The sequence below is a fragment of the Micromonospora sp. NPDC050980 genome (assembly GCF_040653835.1).
Classification (GTDB): domain Bacteria; phylum Actinomycetota; class Actinomycetes; order Mycobacteriales; family Micromonosporaceae; genus Micromonospora.
Genome location: NZ_JBFAGS010000009.1, coordinates 144,992 through 164,151 on the forward strand (window position 1 = coordinate 144,992; position 19,160 = coordinate 164,151).

The following is a 19,160-nucleotide window of genomic DNA, read 5'->3' on the forward strand; positions in this document are numbered from 1 at the left end:
CATGCAGGTCCTCTACACCGCGTCCGCCAAGGCCACCGGCGACGGCCGCGACGGCCACGTCCGCACCTCCGACGGCACCGTCGAGCTGGACCTCGCCGTGCCGAAGGAGATGGGCGGCGCCGGCGGGGCCGCCAACCCCGAGCAGCTCTTCGCCGCCGGTTACGCGGCCTGCTTCCACTCCGCGCTGCGCATCGTGGCCCGCCAGGCCAAGGCGGACGTCTCCGGCTCGGTCGTCGAGGGCGAGGTGGGCATCGGCCCGAACGGCAGCGGCGGCTACGGTCTGGCCGTGACCCTTGTGGTGGACCTGCCCGCGGTCGAGCGCTCGGCCGCCGAGAAGCTGGTCGAGGCCGCCCATCAGGTCTGCCCCTACTCGAACGCCACCCGCGGCAACATCGAGGTCGCGCTGACCGTCCGGGAGGCCCGGTGAACCGGGAGATCCATCTGGCCTCCCGCCCGGACGGCTGGCCCACCGCCGACAACTTCCGACTGGTCACGACCGAGGTGCCGACGCCGGGCCCGGGGCAGCTCGTGGTCCGCAACCAGTTCATGTCGGTCGATCCGTACATGCGCGGGCGGATGAACGACGTGAAGTCCTACCTGCCCCCGTTCGCGCTGGACGCCCCGCTCGACGGCGGCGCGGTCGGTGAGGTGGTGGCCGGTGCGGCCGAGGGCGTCGAGCCCGGCGACGTCGTCCTGCACAGCCTCGGCTGGCGCGAGTACGCGCTTGTCGACGCCAAGGCCGCGCGCAAGGTCGACCCGGACGTCGCCCCGGTCAGCGCCTACCTCGGCGTGCTCGGCATGACCGGGCTGACCGCGTACGCCGGGCTGCTCGACGTGGCCGCGATGAAGCCGGGGGAGACGGTCTTCGTCTCCGGCGCGGCCGGCGCGGTGGGCAGCATGGTCGGGCAGATCGCGAAGCTGCGCGGCGCCGGCCGGGTGGTCGGCAGCGCCGGCTCCCGGGCGAAGGTCGAGCGGCTCACCGCGCTCGGCTTCGACGCCGCCTTCGACTACCACGACGGGCCGGTGTACCAGCAGCTCAAGGCCGCCGCCCCGGACGGCGTCGACGTCTACTTCGACAACGTCGGCTCGGACCATCTGGAGGCGGCGATCGGGGCGATGAACCTGCACGGCCGGGCCGCCATCTGCGGCATGATCGCCCAGTACAACTCGGCCGAGCCACCGGCCGCCCCGCGCAACCTGGCGCTGGTGATCGGCAAGCGGCTCACCCTGCGCGGCTTCCTCGTCGGTGACCACGGTCACCTGCGCGCCCAGTTCGTCCAGGAGATGGCCGGCTGGCTGCGCGAGGGCCGGCTGTCCTACGACGAGACGGTGGTCGACGGCATCGAGCAGGCCCCGGAGGCGTTCCTCGGCCTGATGCGCGGCGAGAACCTCGGCAAGATGCTGGTCCGCCTCTGACCGGCGCGCGCCCCGGCGGCGGTGATCGGCCTCACCGGCCGGTCGCCGCCGCCCCCGTGTTGGCTAGGCTTCCTGGCATGACGGTGGCGGTGCGGGTCATTCCGTGTCTGGACGTGGACGCCGGACGGGTGGTCAAGGGGGTCAACTTCCTCGACCTGCGCGACGCCGGCGACCCGGTGGAACTGGCGGCGGCGTACGACCGGGCCGGCGCGGACGAGCTGACGTTCCTCGACGTGACCGCCTCCTCCAGTGACCGCGGCACCATGCTCGACGTGGTGCGGCGCACCGCCGAGTCGGTCTTCATCCCACTCACCGTGGGCGGTGGCGTCCGCCGGGTCGAGGACGTGGACACGCTGCTGCGCGCCGGTGCGGACAAGGTCGGGGTGAACACCGCGGCCATCGCCCGGCCGGAGCTGATCGCCGAGATCGCCGACCGGTTCGGCCGGCAGGTGCTGGTGCTCTCGCTGGACGTGCGGCGCGCCCCGGCCGGGGTGACGCCGAGCGGCTTCGAGGTGACCACGCACGGGGGTCGGCGCGGCGCCGGGCTGGACGCGGTCGAGTGGGCGGCGCGTGGCGCCGAGCTGGGCGCGGGCGAGATCCTGCTCAACTCGATGGACGCCGACGGCACCAAGGTCGGGTTCGACCTGCCGCTGATCCAGGCGGTCCGCGACGTGGTCGAGGTGCCGGTGATCGCCAGCGGCGGCGCGGGCGCGGTGGCGCACTTCCCGCCGGCCGTCGCGGCGGGCGCCGACGCGGTGCTCGCCGCCAGCGTCTTCCACTTCGGCGAGCTGACCGTCGGCGAGGTCAAGGACGCCCTGCGCGGCGCCGGGCACCCGGTGCGCTGAGCCGGGTCGGGCCGGCGTCAGGGCCGGCCGGACCGCCCCTCCGGGGAGCGGCGGGGCATCGGGATGGACCGGACCACATACTCCTGGACGGCCGCCGCGTGGTCGTCCTCGGCAAGCTGCCACTCGGCCTCGCCCGGCGGGTGCCGGCGGGTCAGCACGCCCTGCACCGTGTCGACAGTGGTGCCCAGCCCGGCGCTGGGTCGGGTGCGCCAGAGCCGTTCGCCGTCCGGGGTGACCCGGAACCAGCCGTCGCAGACGCTGACCAGCCCGGCCCCGGTGAGCCGGCGGACCGCCCCCTCGACCTCGTGCCGCTCGGGAATCGCCTGGTTGAGGTGGTCGGCGGTGGAGAGGACGTCGGCGAGGCGCACCCCCTCGGGGCGGCGTGTGGCGGCGGCCCGGCGGTGCCGGCCGGCGCCGCTCGCGATGACCAATGCGACGAAGATCCAGGCGTCGCTCCAACGCCATCCATTCTCCCCCATGCACGAATGATGCCCGCCCATGACGGCAGAGGAAACACCCGGTTTCCCGGTCGTACGTCGTCGCAGCTCAGGGCCGCCCGGTCGAGCCGCGCGGTGGCGGTCGGCCCGGTGATGATCACGCAGCGTAGGCGTTGGCCGGTCGGGGCGGCACCGCGAACATCGGAAGGAACAACTGGGCGAGCGGTCCGATGGCCAGCGCGTAGGCGACGGTGCCGAGCCCGACGGTCCCGCCGAGCAGCCAGCCGAGAGCCAGTACGGTCACCTCGATGATGGTCCGGACCAGCCGGAGCGACCATCGGGGGTGGCGGGCGGTGAACCCGGTCATCAGCCCGTCGCGCGGCCCGGGGCCGAACCCCGCGCCCAGGTAGAGGCCGGTGGCGGCGCCGTTGGCGACGATCCCGACGACCAGCAGCGCGACGCGCACCGGCAGGCCCTCGCCCGGCGGCAGCACGGCCAGGGTGGCGTCGACGACCAGCCCGATCACCACGACGTTGCTCACCGTGCCGATGCCGGGGCGCTGCCGCAGCGGGATCCAGAGCAGCAGCACCACGGCGCCGACGGCGATGGTGACGGTGCCGAAGGTCAGGCCGGTCTGCCGGGCGAGCCCCTGGTGAAACACGTCCCAGGGGTCCAGGCCGAGCCCGGACCGGATCATCAGCGCCATGCTGAGCCCGTAGAGCGTCAGGCCGGCGTAGAGCTGGATGAGTCGCCGTGCGGGCCGATGCCGGAGATTGCCAAACTGTGCCATGCATGCCACCCTAGGGGCCAATTGCCGGCGCAGAAGGGGCCAATCGCGGAAGGGTGGCTATGACCAGTCAGGTGCGTGGTGTCCAACTGGCGCGACTGCTCGGCCAGTGGCACGCGCTGCCCGGCCGCCGCCGCAGCCCCGACTACGTCGCGCTGGCCGGCGCCGTCCGCGGCCTGCTCGCCGACGGCCGCCTCCCCCTCGGGGTACGCCTGCCGGCCGAGCGGGAACTGGCCGAGGCGCTGCGGATCAGCCGGACCACCGTCACCGCCGCCTACCGGGAACTGCGGGAGAGTGGTCACCTGGCCAGCCGACGCGGCGCCGGGAGCTGGACCATGCTGCCGGGCACGCACCGGGTGGCCAGCACCGGCCTGTGGACCCCGCTCGACGACCGGGACATGATCGACCTCGGGGTCGCCGCGCTCTCCGCCCCGCCGCAGCTCGTCCCGGCCGCCCGGGCCGCCGCCGAGGACCTGCCCCGCTATCTGGGCGGCGCCGGCTACCACCCCACCGGCATCATCGAGCTGCGTGAGGCGGTGGCCCGGGGCTACACCGAGCGCGGGCTGCCCACCAGCCCCGAGCAGATCATGGTCACCAGCGGCACCCAGCACGCGCTGGACCTGGTGCTGCGGCTGGCGCTGTCGCCCGGCGGACCGGTGCTGGTGGAGTCGCCCACCTACCCCAACGCGCTCGCCGCGCTGGCGGCCCGGCGCGCCCGGATCGCCACCCACGGGCTCTCCGACACCGGCTGGGACGCCGACCTGCTGCTCGGCAGCCTCCGGCAGACCCGGCCGAAACTCGCGTACGTCATCCCGGAGTTCCACAACCCGACCGGCCACCTGATGGCGGCCGACCTGCGCGAGCGGCTGGTCGGCGCGGCCCACGCGGCCGGGACCGATCTGGTGGTGGACGAGTCCTTCGTCGACCTGCCGCTGGACGGCACCCCGCTGCCGCCGCCGGTCGCGGTCTTCGACCGGCACTCCCGGGTGATCAGCATCGGCGGGATGAGCAAGCCCTACTGGGGCGGGCTGCGGATCGGCTGGGTGCGCGCCTCCGCACCCCAGGTGCAGCGGCTGGCCGCCGCCCGGGTCGGCGTGGACATGGCCAGTCCGGTGCTCGACCAACTCGTCGCGGTGCACCTGCTCGCCCAGGCGCCGGCCATCGTCGCCGCCCGCCGGACCCAGCTCGCCGCCCAGCGCGACGCGCTTGTCGCCGCGCTCGCCGAGCGGTTGCCGGACTGGCGGTTCCGGGTGCCCCGCGGCGGCGTCACACTCTGGGCGGAGCTGGACGGCCCGGTCTCCAGCGCGCTGGCCCGGGCGGCCGAGGAGGCCGGCGTACGGCTGGCGCCCGGTCCCCGCTTCGGCCTGGACGGAACGCTGGAGCGCTTCCTCCGGCTGCCCTTCACCCTGCCGGCCGCCGAGCTGGTCGAGGCGGTCGGACGGCTGGCCGCGGTCCGCTACGACCTGGACCGGGCCGGCCGGCCGCAGTGGCGGGAGCCGACCGTCATCGCCTGACCCGCCGCCCGTTGCGGTGGTGATCCGGGAATCCCGCGCGCCGGGCCGGCCGAGGGCCGGAGACTGTCCAGGTGGGGAGCGGCGGTGTCCGGTGGTCCTGGGCCGTGCGGCCCGGCGCGCCGGGCTCCCGGACCACCCGGCTGGAGCTCTTCTACGACCTGGTGTTCGTCTTCGCGTTCCTGAGCTTCACCACGCTGGCCGCCACCGAACTCACCCCGGCCAACCTCTACCGCTTCCTGCTGGTGCTGGCGCTGCTCTGGTGGTCGTGGACCGGGTTCGCCCGGATGGGCAACGCGCTGCGCGCCGACCAGGGCGTGCTGCCGCTTGTCGGCTTCGTCACCGTGGCCGCGACGTTCCTGCTGGTGCTCAGCGCACCGGGTGCGTTCCAGGACCGTCCGGGCGGCCTGCCCGGCCCGTTGGTCTTCGCCGGCAGCTACTTCGTGATCCGGATGGCCCAGCTCACGATCCTCGGCTGGGCAGAACGTGCCGACCCGGTCCGCCGCCGCCGACTCCTGCTGCGCGCGCTGGTCCCGACCGTGGCCACCGCACTGCTGGTGGTGGCCGGCACCGTGCCCACCCGGCTGCCACCGGGACCGTTCGCGGTCGGGCTGCAACTGGCGCTCTGGACGTTGGCGCTGCTGGTCGAGTACGTCGTCGGACTGACGCTGGCGCGGCACTGGTGGGTGGTGGTGTCGGCGGGGCACTGGGCGGAACGGCACGCGCTGATGGTGCTGGTCGCGCTCGGCGAGTCGATCATCGCGCTCGGGCTCGGCCCCAAGACCGGGCTGCCCCTGACCGGCCCGGTCACGATCGCCGCGCTGCTCGGCATCCTGATCGTGGCGGCGCTCTGGTGGGCGTACTTCGACACCCTGGCGTTCGCGCTCGAACAGGCGTTGCACCAGGCCCGGGACCCCACGGCCCGGCTGCGACTGACGCGCGACGTCTACACCTTCCTGCACCTGCCGGTGATCGTCGGGACGATCCTGTTCGCGCTCGGCCTCAAGGATCTGCTGGCCGAGGCGGCCGCCCCGGAGAACCCGAGCTGGGGCCTGCCGCTCGGCGGGTTCTGGGTCACGGTCTTCTACGGCGGGATCAGCCTCTATCTGCTCAGCCTCGCCGGCTGCTGGTGGTTGGCGCTGCGGGAGGTGCACCGGCCGTTGCTGGTCACCGTGGTGGCGCTCGCCGCGGTCGCCCCGCTCGTCGCGCCGATTCCGGAGCTGATCGCACTGGGCGTGCTGGCGGTGCTCACCGTCGCCGGCGTCGCCTGGGAGACCCGCAGCGAGAACGGCCGGCGACGCCGGGTGCGCGAGCTGGCCCTGGAGGAGCAACTCGCCGCGGAGGCCGAGCAGAGCCGGTGGCGGCAGCGACACCTGTGACCGACCGGGCGGCCGCCGGCCGGGGCGCCACGCCGGGCCGGTCCCGCGCGGCCGTGCCCCGGGACGGTGGGGCACGGCCGGCGCGGCGCCGGGTGCGGGCTACAACTCGGCGAGCGAGCCCTCGTACATCTTGTCGATCTGGCCGGCGAAGTTGGTCTCCACGCTGCGCCGCTTGATCTTCAGCGAGGGGGTGACCTCGCCGTCGGCGATGGTCAGGTCGCGGGGGAGGATGGTCACCTTCTTGATCGTCTCCCAGCGGTTGAGCCTGGTGTTCAGCTCGGCCACGTAGCCCTCGACCATTTCCTGCGCCTCGGGCGACGTGACGATCGTGGTGTAGTCGCGCCCCGCCAGCGGCGTGCCGGCGGCCCAGGTCTGGATCGCGTCCTGGTCGAGGGTGACCAGCATGGTGCAGTAGTTGCGGGCCTGCCCGATCACCACCGCCTGGGAGGTGTACGGGCAGACCGCCTTGAACAGGCCCTCGATGTGCGACGGCGCGACGTACTTGCCGCCGGACGTCTTGACCAGGTCCTTCTTCCGGTCGGTGATGCGCAGGTAGCCGTCGTCGTCGAGGACGCCGATGTCGCCGGTGCGGAAGAAGCCGTCGTCGGTGAACGCCTCCGCGGTCTCCTCGGGCAGGTTGTGGTAGCCGCGCATGACCGGGCGGCCCCGGACCAGGATCTCGCCGTCGGCGTCGACCCGGCACTCCAGGTCACCCATGGCGCGGCCCACGCTGCCGATCTTGAGCCCGTCGGGCGGGTTGACGAACGCGCCGGCGCTGGTCTCGGTGAGGCCGTACCCCTCGGAGATGGGCAGGTTGGCGGCGGCGAAGAAGGTGGCGATCTCCTGGCTCAGCGGCGCCGCGCCGGACACCAGGACCCGCATCCGGCCGCCGAGCCGCGCCTGGAGCTTGCTGAAGACCAGCTTCTCGGCCAGCCCGTACCTCAGTCGCAGCCCGGCCGGGACCGGCTTGCCGGCCTGCTCCAGCGCGACCTTCTGCTTGCCGACCGCGACCCCCCAGGCGAAGATCTTCGCCTTCGCGCCGCCGGCGGACCGGGCCGTGGTGACCGCCTTGTTGTAGACCTTCTCGAACACCCGGGGCGCGCCGCACATCAGCGTCGGCCGGACCACGCCGAGCAGCTCGACCAGCTTGTCCACCCGGCCGTCGACGTAGGTGGGCAGCCCGACGTGGGTGGCGCCGCAGAGCAGCGTCTTGCCGAACGAGTGCGACAGCGGCAACCAGAGGTATTGCAGGTCGTCGACGCGCAGCAGGCCCAGTTCGGCCTGCGCCACCCCCTCCCAGCACCAGCCGCCATGCAGCAGTTCCACGCCCTTGGGACGGCCGGTGGTGCCCGAGGTGTAGATCAGGGTGGCCAGGTGCTCCGGGCCGATGGCGGCGACCAGCGAGTCGATCAGGTCGGGCCGGCCGTCGAGCGCCGCGGCCCCCTGCTCCTCCAGCTCGGCCAGCGTGAGCTGGGGGACCGTGGCGGCCGGGTCGGGCGCGCCGTCGAGGAGCACCACGTGGGTCAGCGCCGGCAGCTCCGCCCCGGCGATCTTCTCGGCCTGGGCCGGGTTCTCCGCGAACAGCACCCGCGAGCCGGAGTCGGCCAGGATGTAGACCGCGTCCGCCGGCTCCGTGGTGGGGTAGACGGTCGTGGTGGCCCCGCCGGCGCACATGATGCCGAAGTCGGCGAGCACCCACTCCAGCCGCGTGTTGGCCAGGATCGCCACCGGATCCTCGAGTCCCACACCGAGCCCGTGCAACCCGGCCGCGATGGCCTTGGCGCGCTGCCCGACCTGCTCCCACGTCAGCCAGACCGGGCCCGAGTCGTCCGGGGCGGGGTGGGCGAACGCGTGCCGGTCGGGGGAATCGGCCACGCGCTTGAGGAACATGTCCGGTACGGAACGGTACGGTATATCGAGAGCCATCGTGGTAGCCGCCTTCAGGGGTGGAGGGACGTGACGGGGGTCACGCCGGCCTGCGGTTACCGAAGAGTATTGCGTGCACGGGGGCAGCGGCTAGTGCTGATCGGCCTGAGCGGCCGGTTCAGGCATATCGGGCCGCGGCGCGGGACCAGTCGTAGGTGGCCCGGATCCAGTCCCGCCGGGTGGCCAGGAACGCGCGCACCCCGTCGTCGGCGGCGGCGGCGCTCAGCGCCCCGTCCCGCTCCGCGTAGGCCGCGAGCGCCGCGTTGAACTTCTCGGCCGCCGCGCGCAGCGCCGCCTCCTCGCCCTGCCCGGTCTCCGCCGCGATGGTGGTGACCAGGTTGTGCGTCGCCGGGGCGAGGCCGCGTTCCTTGCCGTAGGAGAACAGGTCGTTGCACCAGCAGACCAGGTCGGTGGCGAGGGCGTCCAGCGCGGCCAGCGCCGGGTCGGCCCGCCGGGCGGGGCCGGGCCGCCCCGGGCGGTTCAGGTCGGTCATCGTGAAGCTCGGCCGCACGCCGCCGGTGTGCCGGCGCATCTGCACGTACTCGGCCACCCCCGGCACCCGCCGGTGCTCCCGGTTCGCCGCCTCCCAGAGCAGCGCCAGCAGGTATTCCCGCAACTGGCTGACCAGGCGCAGCAGCAACGCCGGCCGCTGCGCGTCCCGGGCCCGCCGGCACAGGTCGTCCAGGGCCACCGCGAGCGGGCCGGCGTCGGCCGGGACGGGCGGGGCCGGGTCGCCGTGCCGGTCGAGCACGGTCAGCAACGCCGCCACGGTGGGCGCCAGTCGGGTGGGGTCGACGCCCAGTTCGTCGTCGTCGCAGGCGTCGTCCACCACGAACAGCCAGTTGACCAGGTCGGTGAGCAGGCGCAGGCCGGTCAGGGACGCCTCCGGGCCGGACCGGCCGGCCAGCTCCGCGGCGTGCGCCCCGGCCAGCCGGTGCCGGCCGGCCGGATCATCGACCAGGCCGAGGCCGCGCGCCCAGTCGGCGCTCTCCGCGGCGACCCGATCGACCTCGGGGTGCCGCCGCGCCGGGAAGGGTGGCTCGTGCAGCGCCGAGAGCGCGAAACCGCGCATCCGTGCCCCCTGTCCGCCGCCCGGTGGGCCGGGTGGCGGACAGCAGCGTACGGCAGAAAAGATCGTTGTTCATCACTGGGAAGCGCATTGTGCGCGATGAGCGGGTCACCGCCCGCACACGCTCGGTCAGAAGCCCAGCTCGGCTGCGCGCAGCCGGTCGGCGGCTCCGGTCGGGCCGTCCACCTGCACCCGGGCCACCCGTTGCCGGCCGCTGAGGAACAGGACCAGCTCGCCCGGCGCGCCCACCAGCCGCAGCCGCTCGCCGCCCCGCCCGGCCCGGACCTCGCCGTGCCCGGGCGCCTGCACCAGCACCTCGGCCGGGAACCGCCGCAGCGCCATCCGGGCCAGCAGGGTCACCCGCTTCCAGAGCATCGCCTGCTCGCCGGCCGGGAGGTCGCGGGGGTGCCAGCCCGGCCGGCCGCGGCGCACGTCCTCGTGGTGGATGAAGAACTCCACGCCGTTGACCAGCTCGTCGGTGAGCGGGTTGCTCACCGGGCTCCACAGCGGCGGGCGGCGGACCTGGGCGACCAGGTCGGCGAAGGGGCGAGCGGCGATCCGCAGCCGGACCGCCTCGCCGTGGCCGCGCAGCGGGGGCAGCAGGAGGCCGCCGGCGGCGTCCGGCCGGCGTTCCCGCACCAGCAGATGCGCCGCCAGGTCACGGGTGGTCCATCCCTCGTTGACCGTCGGTGCGTCCGGTCCGAGTTCGAGCATCAGGTCGGCGAGCGCCTCGCGCTCCGCCCGGGCGTACCGCGGCATGGCCCGATCGTAGGCCCGATCGCGCCGGTCGGCGCGGTGGCGGGTCGGATCGCCGGGGTCGTCGCAGGTCCGGGGGAGCGTGACGGCGGACATATCCGGGGCGGTCGGCGGACGTGGCGGCGAGCGGTAAGGATGGGGGAGAAAATTGTGGCTTACGGCGGGGGAGAGCGTGGCGAGCGGGACAAGTCGGGACGTGCTGGGCAGAGGGCTACGGGTGCTCGGCCGGGCGATCCGCGAACAACCCCGGATCTTCGCGGTGGCGGTCAGCGGCAGCGTGCTCTTCGGCCTGCTCGTGATCGCCAGCGCGTACGTGGTCGGCGCGGTGGTCGGCGAGGTGGTGGTGCCGGCGGTCGAACGCGGCGAGGTGGCCACCAGCGCACTCGCGCTCGCCGCGGCGGCGCTGTTCGGGATCAGTGTGCTGCGGGTGGTCGGCATCTTCGGCCGGCGGCTCGGCGCCGGCTACATGCAGTACCGGCTCCAGGCCGCCTACCGCCGCCGGGTCACCCGGCGCTACCTGGACCTGCCGCTGGCCTGGCACCACCGCAACTCCACCGGCACGTTGCTGTCCAACGCCAACTCCGACGTCGAGGCCGCCTGGTATCCGATCGCGCCGCTGCCGTTCGCGGTCGGTACGCTGGTGATGCTGGTCGGCGCCGTGGCCTCGCTGTTCCTCACCGACTGGGCGCTCGCCCTGGTCGGTCTCGCCGTCTTCCCGGCGCTGTTCGCGCTCAACGTGGTCTACTCCCGCCGGATGGCGCCCCGGCAGGCCCGGGCCCAGCGGCTGCGCGCCGAGGTCAGCGGCATCGCGCACGAGAGCTTCGACGGCGCGCTCGTGGTCAAGACCATGGGCCGCGAGTCGCAGGAGACGGCCCGCTTCGCCGCCCGCGCCGGTGAGCTGCGCGACGCGCTGATCTCCGTCGGCCGGCTGCGCGGCGTCTTCGACCCGATGCTGGAGACGCTGCCCAGCCTGGGCACGCTCGCCGTGCTGGTGGTCGGCGCGGTCCGGTTCCGGCAGGGCGCGATCACCGTCACCGAGTTGGTCAGCGTGGCGTTCCTGTTCACCGTGCTGGCGTTCCCGGTGCGGGCCATCGGCTGGGTGCTGGCCGAGCTGCCGCGCAGCGTCGCCGGCTGGGACCGGGTCCGTCGGGTCCTGGACGCCGCCGGCGAGATGCCGTACGGCGACGCGACGCTCGACGCGGCCGGTCGGACGCCGGCCACGCTCGGCTTCGCCGACGTCCACTTCGCCTACGAGCCGGCCGAGGCGCACCTGCCCGGGGCGGAGGTGCTCGGCGAGGTGACCTTCACCGTGCCGGCCGGCCGGACGGTGGCCCTGGTCGGGCCGACCGGCGCCGGCAAGTCCACCATCGCGTCGCTGGCCGTGCGCCTGGTCGACCCGAGCGCCGGCCGGGTCACCCTGGACGGCGTCGACGTGCGCGACCTGACCGCCGCCTCGCTCGCCGCCAACGTGGCGCTGGTGGCCCAGGTGCCGTTCGTCTTCGACGACACCGTGCGGGCCAACATCACGCTCGACCGCGCCGGCGTCGGCGACGACGAGGTGTGGGCGGCGCTGCGGCTGGCCGAGGCGGACGGCTTCGTCGCCGCGCTGCCGGACGGGCTGGACACCATGGTCGGCGAGCGGGGCACCTCGCTCTCCGGCGGCCAACGGCAGCGGCTCACGCTGGCCCGGGCACTCGCCGGCCGGCCCCGGTTGCTGGTGCTCGACGACGCCACCAGCGCCGTCGACCCACGGGTCGAGGCGGCCATCCTGGCCGGTCTGCGCGCCCCCGCCGACGGCGGCGCGCCGGCGTCGATCCTGGTGGTGGCGTACCGGCGGGCCACCATCGCGCTCGCCGACGAGGTGATCTACGTGGAGCAGGGCCGGGTGGTCGCCCGCGGCACACACCCCGAGCTGCTGGCCACCGTGCCCGGCTACGCCGACCTGGTCACCGCGTACGAGCAGGCCGAGCAGGAACGCGAACAGAACCGCACGTACGACGAGGTCACCCCGGTGACCTCCGGCCTGGAGGTGGACCGGTGACTGCCGTTGCCGAGGCGCGGACCGAGACGACGTGGGGGACGCTGCGGCGCGGGCTGGCGCTCTCCCCGGAGCTGAAGACCGGGCTCGCCGGCACGCTGGCGCTGGCGCTGGTCTACATGGTCGGCCGGGTGGCCGTGCCGGTGGCGGTGCAGCGCGGCATCGACCACGGCATCGTCGGCGGGCTCAACCTGGACGTCATCTCGCTTACCGTGACGGTCACCGCCGCCGTGCTGGTGGTCACCACCACCTGCGGCTACCTGATGATGCGCCGGCTGTTCACGGTCAGCGAGACCGCGCTGGCCGGCGTGCGCACCCGCGCGTTCCGGCACGTGCACGACCTGTCGATGCTGCACCAGCAGTCCGAGCGGCGCGGGTCACTGGTCTCCCGGGTGACCAGCGACGTCGACCAGATCACCCAGTTCCTCCAGTGGGGCGGGGTGATCCTCATCGTCAACCTGGGCCAGCTGGTGGTCACCACCGCGGTGATGCTGGCGTACTCCTGGCAGTTGACGCTCGTGGTGCTCGTGGCGTTCGCGCCGGCGGTGCTGGTCATCCGGCAGCTCCAGCGCCGGCTGGCCGGCGCGTACGGTCTGGTCCGGCAGCGGACCGGCGCGCTGCTCGGCGTGATCGGCGAGAGCGTGGTGGGCGCCCCGGTGATCCGGTCGTACGGCATCGCCGGGCGCACCGCGCGGCGGTTGGACGCGGCGATCGACGGGCAGCGGGTGGCCCAGCAGCGGGCGATCCGGATCAGCATCCTGGGCAGCTCGGTCGGCGAACTGGCCGCCGGCCTGGCGCTGGCCGGCGTGGTGGTGGTCGGGGTGAGCCTCGGCGTCGACCGCACCCTGTCGGTCGGCCAGCTCACCGCGTTCCTGTTCCTGGTGACGCTCTTCATCCAGCCGGTGCAGATCGCCACCGAGGTGCTCAACGAGGCGCAGAACGCGATCGCCGGTTGGCGAAGGGTGCTCGACGTGCTGGACGTCGCCCCGGACGTGGCCGACCCGGGCCGGCAGGGCCTTGAGCTGCCGGTCGGTCCGCTCGACGTCCGCTTCGCCGGCGTGACGTTCGCCTACCCGGGCGGGCCGCCGGTGCTGCACGGCGTGACGCTCGACATCCCGGCGAAGAGCCGGGTGGCGGTGGTGGGCGAGACCGGCAGTGGCAAGACCACGTTCGCCAAGCTGCTCACCCGGCTGATGGACCCGAGCGAGGGGCAGGTGCTGCTCTCCGGCGTCGACCTGCGTCAGGTGCGGTTCGACTCGCTGCGTACCCGGGTGGTGATGGTGCCGCAGGACGGCTTCCTGTTCGACACCACGGTTGCGGAAAATGTCCGCTTCGCTCGCCCGGAGCTGACCGACGCGCGGCTCACCGCCGCCTTCACCGAGCTGGGCCTGGCCGACTGGCTGGCCGGGCTGCCGGCCGGGTTGGACACGCCGGTCGGGGAGCGCGGCGAGGCGCTCAGCGTCGGCGAGCGGCAGCTCGTGGCGCTGGCCCGCGCCTACGTGGCCGACCCCGACCTGCTGGTGCTCGACGAGGCGACGAGCGCGGTCGACCCGGCCACCGAGGTGCGCCTGCAACGCACGCTCGACGCGGTCACCCGGGGGCGGACCACGCTCGCCATCGCGCACCGGCTCTCCACCGCCCAGGCGGCCGACGAGGTGATCGTGGTGGACCGGGGCCGGATCGTCCAGCGTGGCCCGCACGAGGAACTGGTGCGCGACGCCGACTCGGTCTACGCCCTGCTCTACGCGTCCTGGCTGGAGCAGACCCGTTAGCGGGTCCGCTCCAGCGGGGCGGTGAGGTAGCGCTGGAGGGTCGGGCCGATCGTGGCGGCCAGCGTGTCCGCCGACGCGGACGCGACCGGCTCCAGGCGGATCACGTAGCGCATCATGGCCAGGCCGGCGACCTGGGTGGCGACCAGCGCGCCGCGCAACGGCGCCTCGGCCGGGTCGAGGTCGAGTTGCGCCACGACCCGGCGCAGGATCTGAGTGGTCAGGAACTCCCGCAGCAGGCGGGCGGTCCACTGGTTGCTCACCGCGGAGCGGAGCAGCGCCACCGCGGCGACGCCGGCCGGGGAGTCCCACACGGTCAGGAACGTGCGGACCAGCCGCTCGCCGACCTCGTCCGGGCCGCCCGCGAGAACCCGCGGCACCAGCTCCGCCGGGTCGACCGGGATGGCCATGGCGGCCCGGAACAGGTCCTCCTTGCTGCCGAAGTAGTGGTGCACCAGCGCCGGGTCCACCCCGGCGGCGGACGCGACCGCCCGGATCGGTGTGGCGTCGTAGCCGCGCTCGGCGAACGAGGCCCGGGCCGCGGCCAGGATGGCCTCCCGGGTGTCCGGCCTGCCGGGCCGCCGTCCGGTGCGCCGCCGGCTCGTCCGCCGCGCCGGCTCGGCGTCGCCATCCGGGCTCGCCGGCTGGGCGTCGGCGTCGCGGCGGCTCATCCGCTGCGCCGGCGCAGCGTCGCGGCGGCCAGCACCAGCGCGAGCACCGCCGCGCCGGCCACGACCGCCACGTCGCGCCACATGGTGGCGGTCGCGTCGGCGTGCGCGCCGACCTCCTGCAACGCCTCGACCGCGTACGACAGGGGCAGCACGTCGCTGACCGCCTGGAGCCAGCCGGCCATCTGCCCGCGCGGCACGAACAGCCCGCAGAGCAGCAGTTGCGGTGCGACCACCACCGGCATGAACTGCACCGCCTGGAACTCGGTGCGCGCGAACGCGGAGCAGAACAGCCCGAGCGCCACGGCGAGGACCGCGTTCACGCCGGCGATCAGCACGACCAGCCAGGGGCTCCCGGCGGTGTCCAGCCCGAACACCTGGTAGGCCAGCAGCGAGGCGACGGTGGACTGGAGCACCCCGGCCAGGCCGAACGCGATGCCGTAGCCGAAGAGCAGGTCGAGCTTGCCCAGCGGCGTCGTGAGCAACCGCTCCAGCGTGCCGGTGGTGCGTTCGCGGAGCATGGCGATGCTGGTCACCAGGAACATGATGATGAACGGGAAGAAGCCCAGCATGATCAGCGCGACCCGGTCGAAGGTGCTCGGCGCGCCGGGCGGGGTGGGCTGGTCGACGTACATGAAGTAGACCAGCGTGAGCAGCACGGCCGGCACCACGACGAGCAGCGCGACGGTGCGCCGGTCGTGCCGGAGCTGACGCAGGATCCGCCCGGTCGTGGCGGCCAGGATGCGCCCGTTCATGAGGTGGCCTCCGGTTCGCTGTCACGGATCAGGCGGAGGAACGCCTCCTCCAGGTCGTCGACGCCGGTGGCGGCGCGGACCGCGGCCGGGGTGTCGTCGGCGACCAGCCGGCCCTGGCGGATCAGCAGCAGTCGGTCGCAGCGCGCCGCCTCGTCCATCACGTGGCTGGAGACCAGCAGCGTGGTGCCGGCGGCGGCCATGGCGTGGAACCGGGCCCACAGGTCGGCCCGCAGGACCGGGTCCTGCCCGACCGTGGGTTCGTCGAGGACGACCAGCTCCGGGTCGCCGACCAGGGCGCAGGCGAGCGAGGCGCGGCTGCGCTGGCCGCCGGAGAGCGTGCCGACCAGTTGGTCGGCGGCCGGGGCCAGGCCGACGTCGGTCACCGCGCGGTCGGCCTCGGCGTGGCCGCGGCCCTGCAGCACGGCGAAGTAGCGGGCGTTCTCCCGCACGGTGAGGTCGGCGTAGACGCTGGGCGCCTGGGTGAGGTAGCCGACCCGGCGGCGCAGCTCGGTGGAGCCGGCGGGCCGGCCGAGCACGTCGACCGTGCCGCCGCCGATGGTCTGCACGCCGACCACGGCGCGCATCAGCGTGGTCTTGCCGCTGCCGCTGGGTCCGAGCAACCCGGTGACCGTGCCTCGGGGCACGGCGCAGCTGATGCCGTGCAGCACCCGCCGTCCGCCCCGGTCGACCACCAGGTCACGGACCGACACCGCGTCGTCCATGATCGCCTCCGAGAATTCGTCAACCAATGAAATCAACGCTAGATGAATTCCCTCGCCCGGGCAACAGCGGGTTGACTTCGAGTGGGCTCCAACTGGAAGCCTGGACGGCGTGGACATCGGTTTCCGGGAGAAGAGCCTCAGCGTCGGCGAGGCGGCCGAGCGGGTCGGCCTGACCACCTACACGCTGCGCTGGTACGAGCAGGAGGGTCTGGTCGCCCCGGTCGGCCGGGACTCGGCCGGCCGCCGGCGCTACACCGAGGCGGACGTCAACTGGCTGTTCCTGCTGACCCGGCTGCGGCGGACCGGGATGCCGGTGCGGGACATGCGCCGCTACGCCGAGCTGGCCCGGCAGGGCGACCGCACGCTCGGCGCGCGGCGGGCGCTGTTCGAGGCGCACCGCGTCCGGGTGCTGGCCCGGATGGCCGACCTCACCGAGGACCTGAAGGTGCTCGACCACAAGATCGAGGCGTACCGGCGGGCCGAGGAGGAACTGGGCTGAAGCCTCCCGCAGCGGACAGCCGGTCCGCCATCGGTCATTGCGCCGAAGATCGGACTTCCGGCACCATGTCGCGGTGGGTCCCGCTTCGTTGCCCGAGTCCGGATTCCTCGACGACTGGGCGGGCCGGCTCCGGCAGGCCGCGGACCGCCCGGTCGTCGGGATCATGCTGCGCGGCAGTCACGCCCGGCGGGCCGCCACCACACACAGCGACGTCGACGTGGACGTGCTCGTCGCGACCGACGACGACCGCCCCACCCCGTCCGCCCGGCCCCGCCCCGCCGACCCGTACGCCGCCCGGCGCGCCTATCTGGCCGAGTTCGACGGCCGCCTGGTGCACGTGTCGGTGGCCTCCCGGGACGTCCGCTCCTGGGTGCACCGGCTCGGCCAGCCCGCCGACTGGGCGTTCGGGCTCCCGGTCACCGCGCCGGCCCGGCTGCTCTGGGCGGTGCCGGAGTGGCGCCGCCGGATCGACCTGCCCGTGCTCTGCCAGCCCGCGGACGAGCCGCGCCTGGAGGAGTTGATCGCGACGCTGGGCAAGGTGGCCGGCGCCCGCTGGGCCGGCGACCCGATCGGGGTCCGGCTCGCCGCGGCCGACCTGGCCCGGCTCTGCCCGTCGGTGCTCCGGCCGGCCAACTCCTCGGTCCGGGTGGTGTCCCGGCGGTCGGCCCTGACCGCCGCGCTGGACCTGCCGGTCGTCCCACCGGGCTACCGTGCCGACATGCTGCTCTGCCTCGGGCTGCGCGGTGGCGACCCGGTCGAGGTCGGCGCCGCCGCCGGCCGGCTGGTCACCGGGATCGTCCCGCTGGTCCGCCCGTACGCCGGGGAGATCGCCGCGGTGGCCGGCGCGGACCTGGCCGAGGCGCTGGCCGACGGCCGGTTGGACCGCTACCTGGCCCAGCTCACCCGGGCCCTGCGCGTGGTGCCGCCCGTCACTCGGGGCGCCTCCCCGGTGCCGGGGCCGCGTGCGGGAGAATTGTCAACCGTGCCCGCCTCTGACGCGCCGGTTCCCGGTGCCCCCGCCCGCCCCGCCGGTGCCCCGGCCCCCGCCCCGGACCGTCCCTCCCGGCTCGACCCGGCCATCGCGGCCAAACTGCGCCGCGGCCCGGACGGCCTGGTCGCCGCCGTGGTCCGCGCGCACGACTCGGGCGACGTGCTGATGGTCGCCTGGATGGACGACGAGGCGCTGCACCGCACGCTCACCACCGGCCGGGCCACCTACTGGTCCCGCAGCCGGGGGGAGTACTGGGTCAAGGGGGCCACCTCCGGCCACCACCAGTACGTCCGTTCGGTGGCGCTGGACTGCGACGGAGACGCGCTGCTGGTCAGCGTGGAGCAGGTCGGCGCGGCCTGCCACACCGGGCACCGCACCTGCTTCTTCACCGACCTGCCGGTCAGCTCGCCCGAGGCGACCCCGTGACCGGCCCGATGAGCACACCGGTCACCGTCGCGCCCGGCCGGACCGCCGCCCGCAGCCGGCGCGAGCTGGCGTACGCGGTGCTGCTCTGCCTGGCCGGCGCGGGGCTGGCCGCGTGGGCGGCGACCCGGTCCTGGTCGGTGGAGCCGGCCACCCGTGACGTCCTGCCGGCCGGGCAGCGCAGCCGCACCGGCGCGGACCTGCTGCCGTGGGTGTCCGCGCTGGCCTACGTCGGGCTGGCCGGCGGCGGCGCGGTGCTGGCGACCGGGGGGCGGTTGCGCCGGCTGCTGGGCGTGTCGCTGACCGGCGTCGGGCTGGCTCTGGCGGTCGGCGGCGGCGTCGGCCTGACCGAGGCCGGGGTGAGCCGGCACTGGCCGGCGTTGGTGCTGGTGGGTGGCCTGGCCCTGGCGGCCGGTGGGGCGTGCGCCGCGTGGCGGGGCGGCGGCTGGCCGGCGATGGGGGCCCGCTACGACCGGCGGGCCGCGCCGGCGTCGGCCGTCGACGCCGGCCGGCCGGCGGTGCAGCGGGGCACCCGGGACGCGTGGGACGCGCTGGACCGGGGCGAGGATCCGACGGTCAGCTGACCCGCTGCGCCGCGCGCGCGTCGCGGCGTTCCCGGGCCGCGGCCCGGGCGGCGGCCAGCTCGGCCACCAGCCGCTCCAGTTCGCGCCGCTGGGCGGCCCGGGCGCGGTCGGCGCAGACCGCCTCCCAGGCGTTGCCCCGCGCGGTGCGCGTCCGCCCGTCGCCCGCCGTAGCCCGTTCGAGCGTGTGCACCACCCCGACGGCGAGCGAGGCGACGGTCCGGGAGATGGTCGTCAGCCCGAGGTTCTGGTGCGGCCCGTTGGCGCCCATGGTTCACCCCACACGAGATCGGTTGTCGACGGCAGCCTCGACGAGTGTGCCCGAGGACGATGCTGCCGGTCTCACGTTTCGCCACCGTGACGTACAGGTCAATGGTCCGCCGGCGGGGGCGACCTGGGGCGGGCCGGAGGTCCTTGAGCTTGGTCACAGCCGGCCGGGCGCCGGCCTGCGCCGCGCGCCCGGTCGTGGTGAGATAGGGCATGGGCGGCGGTCGATGCGTTGGGTGGCGGTGCGTGACACCGCGTTCACCGGAAGTCGGCCATCATGCCACAGCCCATGTGGTGAGGTGCGCCATACCCCCCGGCACG

The 19,160-nt window shown here is 74.6% G+C and carries 19 protein-coding genes and 1 pseudogene; 11 read left to right on the forward strand and 9 right to left on the reverse strand.

Translation table 11 applies throughout. The features are described 5' to 3' along the window. The first annotated feature begins 1 nt into the window (after window position 1). The 3 genes from AB0H28_RS16445 (at window position 2) to hisF (ending at window position 2,261) form a co-directional block, all read left to right on the forward strand. Entirely contained in the window at window positions 2–427 is a 426-nt protein-coding gene (locus AB0H28_RS16445; RefSeq protein ID WP_358040065.1) for an organic hydroperoxide resistance protein, read from the forward strand. Then, complete coding sequence (locus AB0H28_RS16450) at window positions 424–1,416, forward strand: NADP-dependent oxidoreductase (RefSeq protein WP_358040068.1); 993 nt, start codon at window positions 424–426, stop codon at window positions 1,414–1,416. Before AB0H28_RS16445 ends, AB0H28_RS16450 begins: the two co-directional genes overlap by 4 nt. Before the next feature lie 77 nt (window positions 1,417–1,493). Then, on the forward strand, window positions 1,494–2,261 hold the full coding sequence (gene hisF, locus AB0H28_RS16455; protein ID WP_358040071.1) for an imidazole glycerol phosphate synthase subunit HisF: 768 nt from the start codon (window positions 1,494–1,496) through the stop codon (window positions 2,259–2,261). Window positions 2,262–2,278: 17 nt separating this feature from the next. Here hisF and AB0H28_RS16460 read toward each other — a convergent pair whose 3' ends face one another. Further along, the gene (locus AB0H28_RS16460; protein ID WP_358040074.1) at window positions 2,279–2,740 is read right to left on the reverse strand and encodes a hypothetical protein; all 462 of its coding nucleotides are present in this window, start codon (window positions 2,738–2,740) and stop codon (window positions 2,279–2,281) included. Window positions 2,741–2,855: 115 nt separating this feature from the next. Continuing rightward, the gene (locus AB0H28_RS16465; RefSeq protein WP_358040076.1) at window positions 2,856–3,488 is read right to left on the reverse strand and encodes a hypothetical protein; all 633 of its coding nucleotides are present in this window, start codon (window positions 3,486–3,488) and stop codon (window positions 2,856–2,858) included. A gap of 59 nt (window positions 3,489–3,547) precedes the next feature. Here AB0H28_RS16465 and AB0H28_RS16470 point away from each other — a divergent pair, with 59 nt between their 5' ends. Both AB0H28_RS16470 and AB0H28_RS16475 read left to right on the forward strand, forming a co-directional pair. Then, entirely contained in the window at window positions 3,548–4,999 is a 1,452-nt protein-coding gene (locus tag AB0H28_RS16470) for a PLP-dependent aminotransferase family protein (protein WP_358040079.1), read from the forward strand. 104 nt (window positions 5,000–5,103) lie between these two features. Next, complete coding sequence (locus tag AB0H28_RS16475) at window positions 5,104–6,375, forward strand: low temperature requirement protein A (RefSeq protein WP_358040273.1); 1,272 nt, start codon at window positions 5,104–5,106, stop codon at window positions 6,373–6,375. Between the two features lie 99 nt (window positions 6,376–6,474). Here AB0H28_RS16475 and AB0H28_RS16480 read toward each other — a convergent pair whose 3' ends face one another. The 3 genes from AB0H28_RS16480 to AB0H28_RS16490 form a co-directional block, all read right to left on the reverse strand. After that, the gene (locus AB0H28_RS16480) at window positions 6,475–8,301 is read right to left on the reverse strand and encodes a long-chain fatty acid--CoA ligase (protein WP_358040082.1); all 1,827 of its coding nucleotides are present in this window, start codon (window positions 8,299–8,301) and stop codon (window positions 6,475–6,477) included. A 118-nt stretch (window positions 8,302–8,419) separates the two neighbouring features. Further along, window positions 8,420–9,373, reverse strand: coding sequence for a terpene synthase (locus AB0H28_RS16485; RefSeq protein ID WP_358040085.1), 954 nt, complete (start codon window positions 9,371–9,373; stop codon window positions 8,420–8,422). Window positions 9,374–9,499: 126 nt separating this feature from the next. Next, the gene (locus AB0H28_RS16490; RefSeq protein WP_358040088.1) at window positions 9,500–10,129 is read right to left on the reverse strand and encodes a TIGR03085 family metal-binding protein; all 630 of its coding nucleotides are present in this window, start codon (window positions 10,127–10,129) and stop codon (window positions 9,500–9,502) included. Window positions 10,130–10,298: 169 nt separating this feature from the next. Between AB0H28_RS16490 and AB0H28_RS16495 the strand changes: the two genes are divergently transcribed. Beyond that, window positions 10,299–12,167 carry an ABC transporter ATP-binding protein gene (locus tag AB0H28_RS16495; protein WP_358040090.1) on the forward strand — a complete coding sequence of 623 codons (1,869 nt, stop codon included), beginning with the start codon at window positions 10,299–10,301 and terminating at the stop codon, window positions 12,165–12,167. Further along, window positions 12,164–13,936 carry an ABC transporter ATP-binding protein gene (locus tag AB0H28_RS16500; RefSeq protein ID WP_358040093.1) on the forward strand — a complete coding sequence of 591 codons (1,773 nt, stop codon included), beginning with the start codon at window positions 12,164–12,166 and terminating at the stop codon, window positions 13,934–13,936. The genes AB0H28_RS16495 and AB0H28_RS16500 overlap by 4 nt, the downstream gene beginning before the upstream one ends. Here the strand turns inward: AB0H28_RS16500 and AB0H28_RS16505 are convergent. Genes AB0H28_RS16505 through AB0H28_RS16515 form a run of 3 tightly spaced genes read right to left on the reverse strand, consistent with a single transcriptional unit; the run spans window position 13,933 to window position 16,078 of the window. Beyond that, a complete protein-coding gene (locus AB0H28_RS16505; protein ID WP_358040096.1) occupies window positions 13,933–14,604 on the reverse strand; it encodes a TetR family transcriptional regulator in 672 nt (223 codons plus the stop codon). The two genes, AB0H28_RS16500 and AB0H28_RS16505, sit on opposite strands and share 4 nt — an antisense overlap. Beyond that, a complete protein-coding gene (locus AB0H28_RS16510; RefSeq protein WP_358040099.1) occupies window positions 14,601–15,356 on the reverse strand; it encodes an ABC transporter permease in 756 nt (251 codons plus the stop codon). The genes AB0H28_RS16505 and AB0H28_RS16510 overlap by 4 nt, the downstream gene beginning before the upstream one ends. Next, a complete protein-coding gene (locus AB0H28_RS16515; protein WP_358040276.1) occupies window positions 15,353–16,078 on the reverse strand; it encodes an ABC transporter ATP-binding protein in 726 nt (241 codons plus the stop codon). Before AB0H28_RS16515 ends, AB0H28_RS16510 begins: the two co-directional genes overlap by 4 nt. A 109-nt stretch (window positions 16,079–16,187) precedes the next feature. On the opposite strand from AB0H28_RS16515, the gene AB0H28_RS16520 reads away from it, so the two are divergent. From AB0H28_RS16520 to AB0H28_RS16535, 4 genes and pseudogenes are all read left to right on the forward strand, one after another. Then, entirely contained in the window at window positions 16,188–16,577 is a 390-nt protein-coding gene (locus AB0H28_RS16520) for a MerR family transcriptional regulator (RefSeq protein WP_358040102.1), read from the forward strand. 163 nt (window positions 16,578–16,740) lie between these two features. After that, window positions 16,741–17,379 (forward strand): annotated as a pseudogene (locus AB0H28_RS16525) (phosphoribosyl-AMP cyclohydrolase); the annotation flags it as partial. A 180-nt stretch (window positions 17,380–17,559) separates the two neighbouring features. Continuing rightward, window positions 17,560–17,994, forward strand: coding sequence for a phosphoribosyl-AMP cyclohydrolase (gene hisI, locus AB0H28_RS16530; RefSeq protein WP_358040279.1), 435 nt, complete (start codon window positions 17,560–17,562; stop codon window positions 17,992–17,994). An 8-nt stretch (window positions 17,995–18,002) separates the two neighbouring features. Then, on the forward strand, window positions 18,003–18,575 hold the full coding sequence (locus tag AB0H28_RS16535) for a Trp biosynthesis-associated membrane protein (protein WP_358040282.1): 573 nt from the start codon (window positions 18,003–18,005) through the stop codon (window positions 18,573–18,575). On the opposite strand, the gene AB0H28_RS16540 is transcribed toward AB0H28_RS16535, so the two are convergent. Beyond that, window positions 18,568–18,843 carry a hypothetical protein gene (locus AB0H28_RS16540; RefSeq protein WP_358040105.1) on the reverse strand — a complete coding sequence of 92 codons (276 nt, stop codon included), beginning with the start codon at window positions 18,841–18,843 and terminating at the stop codon, window positions 18,568–18,570. The two genes, AB0H28_RS16535 and AB0H28_RS16540, sit on opposite strands and share 8 nt — an antisense overlap. Window positions 18,844–19,160: the final 317 nt, after the last annotated feature.

What these genes read in the sequence shown, in the direction of transcription:
- AB0H28_RS16445 (WP_358040065.1), top strand. Translation starts at nt 2, where the DNA reads ATGCAGGTCCTCTACACCGCGTCCGCCAAGGCCACCGGCGACGGCCGC.
- hisF (WP_358040071.1), top strand. Translation starts at nt 1,494, where the DNA reads ATGACGGTGGCGGTGCGGGTCATTCCGTGTCTGGACGTGGACGCCGGA.
- AB0H28_RS16460 (WP_358040074.1), bottom strand. Translation starts at nt 2,740, where the DNA reads ATGGGGGAGAATGGATGGCGTTGGAGCGACGCCTGGATCTTCGTCGCA.
- AB0H28_RS16465 (WP_358040076.1), bottom strand. Translation starts at nt 3,488, where the DNA reads ATGGCACAGTTTGGCAATCTCCGGCATCGGCCCGCACGGCGACTCATC.
- AB0H28_RS16470 (WP_358040079.1), top strand. Translation starts at nt 3,548, where the DNA reads ATGACCAGTCAGGTGCGTGGTGTCCAACTGGCGCGACTGCTCGGCCAG.
- AB0H28_RS16480 (WP_358040082.1), bottom strand. Translation starts at nt 8,301, where the DNA reads ATGGCTCTCGATATACCGTACCGTTCCGTACCGGACATGTTCCTCAAG.
- AB0H28_RS16485 (WP_358040085.1), bottom strand. Translation starts at nt 9,373, where the DNA reads ATGCGCGGTTTCGCGCTCTCGGCGCTGCACGAGCCACCCTTCCCGGCG.
- AB0H28_RS16490 (WP_358040088.1), bottom strand. Translation starts at nt 10,129, where the DNA reads ATGCCGCGGTACGCCCGGGCGGAGCGCGAGGCGCTCGCCGACCTGATG.
- AB0H28_RS16505 (WP_358040096.1), bottom strand. Translation starts at nt 14,604, where the DNA reads ATGAGCCGCCGCGACGCCGACGCCCAGCCGGCGAGCCCGGATGGCGAC.
- AB0H28_RS16510 (WP_358040099.1), bottom strand. Translation starts at nt 15,356, where the DNA reads ATGAACGGGCGCATCCTGGCCGCCACGACCGGGCGGATCCTGCGTCAG.
- AB0H28_RS16515 (WP_358040276.1), bottom strand. Translation starts at nt 16,078, where the DNA reads ATGGACGACGCGGTGTCGGTCCGTGACCTGGTGGTCGACCGGGGCGGA.
- AB0H28_RS16535 (WP_358040282.1), top strand. Translation starts at nt 18,003, where the DNA reads ATGAGCACACCGGTCACCGTCGCGCCCGGCCGGACCGCCGCCCGCAGC.
- AB0H28_RS16540 (WP_358040105.1), bottom strand. Translation starts at nt 18,843, where the DNA reads ATGGGCGCCAACGGGCCGCACCAGAACCTCGGGCTGACGACCATCTCC.